This is a genomic window from Tritonibacter sp. SIMBA_163 (genome assembly GCF_046535935.1).
GTDB classification, from domain to species: domain Bacteria; phylum Pseudomonadota; class Alphaproteobacteria; order Rhodobacterales; family Rhodobacteraceae; genus Epibacterium; species Epibacterium scottomollicae.
In genome coordinates, this window is the sequence record NZ_JAWJBP010000045.1 from 1 (window position 1) to 4,797 (window position 4,797).

General features: G+C 55.7%; 3 protein-coding genes, 1 tRNA gene and 2 pseudogenes. 4 read left to right on the forward strand and 2 right to left on the reverse strand.

The features are described from left to right. A tRNA-Met gene (locus R0J92_RS21130) sits at nt 1–77 on the forward strand. A 344-nt stretch (nt 78–421) separates the two neighbouring features. On the opposite strand, the gene R0J92_RS21135 is transcribed toward R0J92_RS21130, so the two are convergent. After that, nucleotides 422–1,042, reverse strand: coding sequence for a CGNR zinc finger domain-containing protein (locus R0J92_RS21135; RefSeq protein ID WP_411053084.1), 621 nt, complete (start codon nt 1,040–1,042; stop codon nt 422–424). Nucleotides 1,043–1,136: 94 nt separating this feature from the next. Here R0J92_RS21135 and R0J92_RS21140 point away from each other — a divergent pair, with 94 nt between their 5' ends. After that, nucleotides 1,137–1,952, forward strand: a complete 816-nt coding sequence (locus tag R0J92_RS21140; protein ID WP_317385617.1) for an alpha/beta hydrolase — start codon at nt 1,137–1,139, stop codon at nt 1,950–1,952. Nucleotides 1,953–2,224: 272 nt separating this feature from the next. On the opposite strand, the pseudogene R0J92_RS21145 reads toward R0J92_RS21140, so the two are convergent. Beyond that, nucleotides 2,225–2,640 (reverse strand): annotated as a pseudogene (locus R0J92_RS21145) (MerR family transcriptional regulator). Nucleotides 2,641–2,710: 70 nt separating this feature from the next. On the opposite strand from R0J92_RS21145, the gene R0J92_RS21150 reads away from it, so the two are divergent. Next, on the forward strand, nt 2,711–3,481 hold the full coding sequence (locus R0J92_RS21150) for a transglutaminase-like domain-containing protein (protein ID WP_411053085.1): 771 nt from the start codon (nt 2,711–2,713) through the stop codon (nt 3,479–3,481). Next, nucleotides 3,478–4,115: pseudogene (locus R0J92_RS21155) on the forward strand (cation transporter). The gene R0J92_RS21150 and the pseudogene R0J92_RS21155 overlap by 4 nt, the downstream one beginning before the upstream one ends. Nucleotides 4,116–4,797: the final 682 nt, after the last annotated feature.

Sequence of the window (4,797 nt, forward strand, 5' to 3'; positions counted from 1 at the left end):
CGCGGGATGGAGCAGCCAGGTAGCTCGTCAGGCTCATAACCTGAAGGTCGTAGGTTCAAATCCTACTCCCGCAACCATCGTTCCCGACAAAGCCCTCGCAAAACGCGGGGGCTTCGTTGCATCCAGTCCTCCCAAACGCAGAATACTCGCAAGTTCCCCAACAAGTTCGTAAGCGTTACAACTGACCCCCATTTTTACCTCTATTCTGAGTAAGGCGCGGCCTCTATATTGGCGCATAGCGCCAATACGAAACATTGCACATAGGCTCTTTCGGCCCACACCGGACGTTCGAGAGGTTCGGCCTTGCTGCGGCGCAGCTTCCCCGAACCGGCCCTTCATGACATCGTGCAGCGAAATCGGAAGGTCGGCCGTCTGCAGTGCCGTACAAAGTCCCATTTCGCTACACATGCGCCAATGTCGGCTACTTGGATTTCGTCGTCTTACGACGGTAGTATTTCGCCGACTTGGCTCTGCTACCGCACGCGGCCATGCTGCACCAACGACGCGCACGTCCCCGCCCCCGATCAATAAACAGCCAAGAGCAGCGCTCGCAGTTTCGCATTCGTGCAAGATCATCGCTCCGAAGCAGTGCTTCAAGCAACAGGACGATCCTTACTTTGGGTAGCTCCAGATCAGATTGTTGGGCTGAAGTTGCCCATCTGTACGTATCTCCGTCGCTTTCAAGATGCGCGTTCCTAAGCGCTTGGCGAATGGCGTCTATAACCTGAGTGCGTTCAGGCTCGGGCCATTCCAGATCCGCTTGTTCAGCCATCAGGAGGGCGTGCAGTGCTTCGCGAAAACGCCGTGTGTCTGCCAAGACAGCTTGCGCCGCGTCAGCGTCGTTCTGCTCACGCGCAAGCAGGTCGCGGGCCTCCTGCTCGGACAGGACATCGGCCACAACGGCCCATTCAAGAAAGGTCGGAAAGTCGGTCAGCCGCTCCACATCGCGCAGCTTTGTGCGACCGCCAGCGGTATTTAGAAAATCCAAGACAGGATGACCCCCGATGAGGTCATCTTCAATCCAGACGGTTTGATCCAACATACCCATATCTCACCTTAAAACACGGATTTGACAGTGTGAAGCAGGTGGGTATCTTACCATCAATATCTTTTTGATGGTAAGAATGGAAATCGGAATGACGGGTTGGAGCTTGCATGAAACCTATGAGACGGCTGCGGGCAGAGTCGCGGCAGGGCGGATCGGCGAAGGACCGAACCTCGTGCTGGCCCACGGATGGCCCTGGTCATCATTCTCGTGGCATCGCGTGATCCCCAATCTGGCGAAGGATTTTCGCGTCCATTGGTACGATATGCCCGGCTACGGCCAATCAGCCAAAAGCGCCGAACAACGCACATCGCTCGATGTTCAAGGTGAAGTCTTCGCTGAAATGCTGGGTCATTGGGGGCTAACGCGTCCGCACGTCGTTGCGCATGATTTTGGCGGCGCAACGACATTGCGCGCCCATCTGCTGCATGGGTGTGATTTCGAGAAATATGTTCTCATGAACGTCGTTGCAATGCGCCCCTGGGGGTCAGATTTTTTTGACCATATGGGGCAACACGTCGACGCCTTTCAGGGGCTGCCTGCACACATTCATCGCGCGCTGGTCACTGCTTACATCGAAGGTGCGCTCGTTAATGACATACCAGCAGAAGATCTGAAAAACCTAGTCGCACCTTGGCTGACGGAGGACGGCGCTTCGAGCTTCTATCGTCAGTTCGCACAGGCGGACGAGAAATATACGGCTGAAGTTGAGCCACAGTTCGGCGCAGTTCGCTGTCCAACAAAAATCGTCTGGGGTGAGGATGATCCCTGGATTCCCCTCGAACGCGGGCGATCTCTTCACGATCTGATGCCGGATGCCGAGTTCACGACCATGCCGGGGGTCGGGCATCTGCCGCAGCTCGAAAACCCTGATGCTGTGCTCGATCAGGTGCGGAAGTTTCTCTGAATGACAGTCGGTCCAATCCAACAAGCCGCCACTCGCACACCGCGCAGCATCAGGCGCAATGGGCTCCAAGCCGACTTGCGGCGATGCGGCAGCAGGGTTGCAGCGATTCTGCACCTGGCGCCTGCGGCTAGATGACGGCAGCCAGCCCGAAGCGGACCCACGGCCTTATACACGAACCTGCATTGCGGTCCTTCGCTACGCGGGTCGCGAACTCACACACTGCGGGACTTTGCCGCCGTTGCCGTTGCGATTTGGAATGTCTCCTAACGCTGTCAGTGTTCCCTGCTACAAAGCTCATGATCGGCCAAAACCGCGAGCACATAACGGTCTGCCGCTACGCCGTGGCCATCGCAGCCTTTAGAAATTCGGGACAGTTCCTTCTCCAACAATTTCAGTCGTTTGATTTTGGCGCGCATCTGCAAGCTGCGAAACGGCTATGTCTGTCGCGGTCTCGCACGACCGATCAGGCTGGTCCTGTAACTCGATGAGCGAAGACATGGCTTCATATCGAAAAGCCAAGATCGCGCGCGTGGCGAATGAAACTCAGCCGCTCCAATCCTGTCGTCTCATAGCGTCGTTGGTTAACGCTCGTGCGCTCGGCCTCTGCCAACAGGCCCATTTCCTCATAGTAACGGATGGGTGTAACCTTGACCTTGATGCGCTTTGAAAGCTCGTCGATAGAAAACATGAAGAAGCCTCTTGAACCTCTAGTCACTAGAGATTGTAAATAGAGTGGGACACAGACTCAAGAGGCGACCATGACTGACCAATACCTGTCCCCGACACCCCTGCTGGACTTCGAAGCATCCCCCATTCAGTGCCTAATAGCTGACCGTGGCTGGCTGTCGCTTTCGCAAACCGACCAGATCGGCGCAGTGTATGATTTTGTCCGCAACGAAATTCTGTTCGGCTACAATTCCGATGACGCGTTGCCTGCGTCCAGAGTGCTGGCTGATGGATATGGGCAGTGCAACACAAAGGGCACACTGCTCATGGCGCTCCTGCGCGCTCTTGGTGTGCCGTGCCGCTTTCATGGCTTCACCATCGACAAAGGGTTGCAGCGCGGGGTCGTGCCGGAATTGGTCTATCCGCTTGCCCCCCGAAATATCATCCACTCATGGGTCGAAATCTATCACGAAGGGCGGTGGTTGAACCTTGAAGGTTTCATTCTGGATGCAGCCGTCCTCGCCAGCTTGCAAAATGCCTTCCCACAGCGTCAGTCATTGTGCGCCTATGGTGCGGGTACAAATTGTTTACAAAGCCCAAACGTCGAATGGCGCGGGGCGAGCACGTACATCCAAAAGACCGGTATCAATCACGACTTTGGCACGTTCGACGCCCCCGATACGTTCTATGCAACCCGTCGTCAGCTGACTGGCCTCAAGGGTCTTCTCTATCGCCTAGTCATTCGCCACTGGATGAACCGCCGCGTCTGGAAGATGCGCGACGGACATGTGCCGAGCATTCCCGGTGGCGAGGCAAACCTTCGGCCAACTCAATCAAACCTTGAAAAACAGGAGGCAATCTGACGGCCGGTTGCTGCGGACATGACGCCACGTTTGACGGCGTTTCAGACGACTACAAACGAAGGCTCTGGATCGTCATTGCACTGAATGCGACGATGTTTGCGGTTGATATGGCGGCTGGCCATTTGGCGAAGTCACAGGCTTTGCAAGCCGATGCGCTCGACTTCGCGGGTGATGTTATGACTTATGGTATCTCTCTTGCCGTCATCGGAGCGTCACTTCGCGCCCGTACCAGCACAGCGTTATTCAAAGGTTTCAGCCTCTTGTTGATGGGGCTTTAGGTATTTGATCGACCGTCTACCGCGTCTTCTATGTCGGAGTTCCCACAGCCGAGATTATGGGCGCTGTTGGCTTTCTGGCTTTGCTGACCAACCTTGCCAGTGTGTTCTTACTGATGCGCTACAAGGATGGGGACGCCAACGTGCGTTCAGTTTGGCTTTGCTCGCGTAATGACGCCATCGGCAACGTCGCCGTGATGTTCGCGGCCTTGGGCGTCTGGGGCACCGCAACAGGTTGGCCTGACCTGATTGTTGCGACAATCATGGCTGGACTGTTCCTGTCGTCGGCTTGCCAGATTGTCCGGCAAGCGCTCGCAGAGCGGCGGCACATATTCGAACACGAACACGCGGAGGCATGATGCAGGGCTTTCTCATCATTCTGGGTCTTGGGGGTGCTGCTATGACCCTTGCAGCAATTCTCTGGTCAATTACCTTTCCTGATCGGCGGATATGAACGCCAAAACGCTACACGACACTCACGCCTGTCCTTGTCTGGGTGCCAACATTCACGTTGTTCGGGGTTCTCATCCTGCTTGGTGTCTGGGGGTGGGCTGATCTGGCCATTCCAAGTTGTGTGCGGTTTGGCGTCGGCCTGCCACTCATACTGATCGGCAACATCGTCGTTTGGATGGAAGTCTCACATTTTGGAGTGCGGCAGACGGGTGGAGCCAAAGGCACACTACGCACCGAGGGCATGTACCGCTATTCTCGGAACCCGTAATATATAGCTGATATTGGCATCGTAAGTCGCTGGATGATCTTGTCAGCAGCGCCTTGGGCCATGGTCGTCGGACTGGCTGGAATAGCGGTGCTTATTGTCGGGCCATTTTCCGAAGAGCCTTGGCTCAAAGACCAATACGGCGCCGCATTCGAAGACTATTCAACGCGTGTGCGGCGTTTCCTCTGAGGTGGGGCCAAAATCTGCAAAGCTGACGCTCGTGCATCGTGCAGCATCCTTCAACAAGGGCGTATTTTGTTGAAAAACTCGCCCTTGATTGCAGGGCTCTCGGCTGATTCAATTCCCTTAATAGGTGGGAGGAT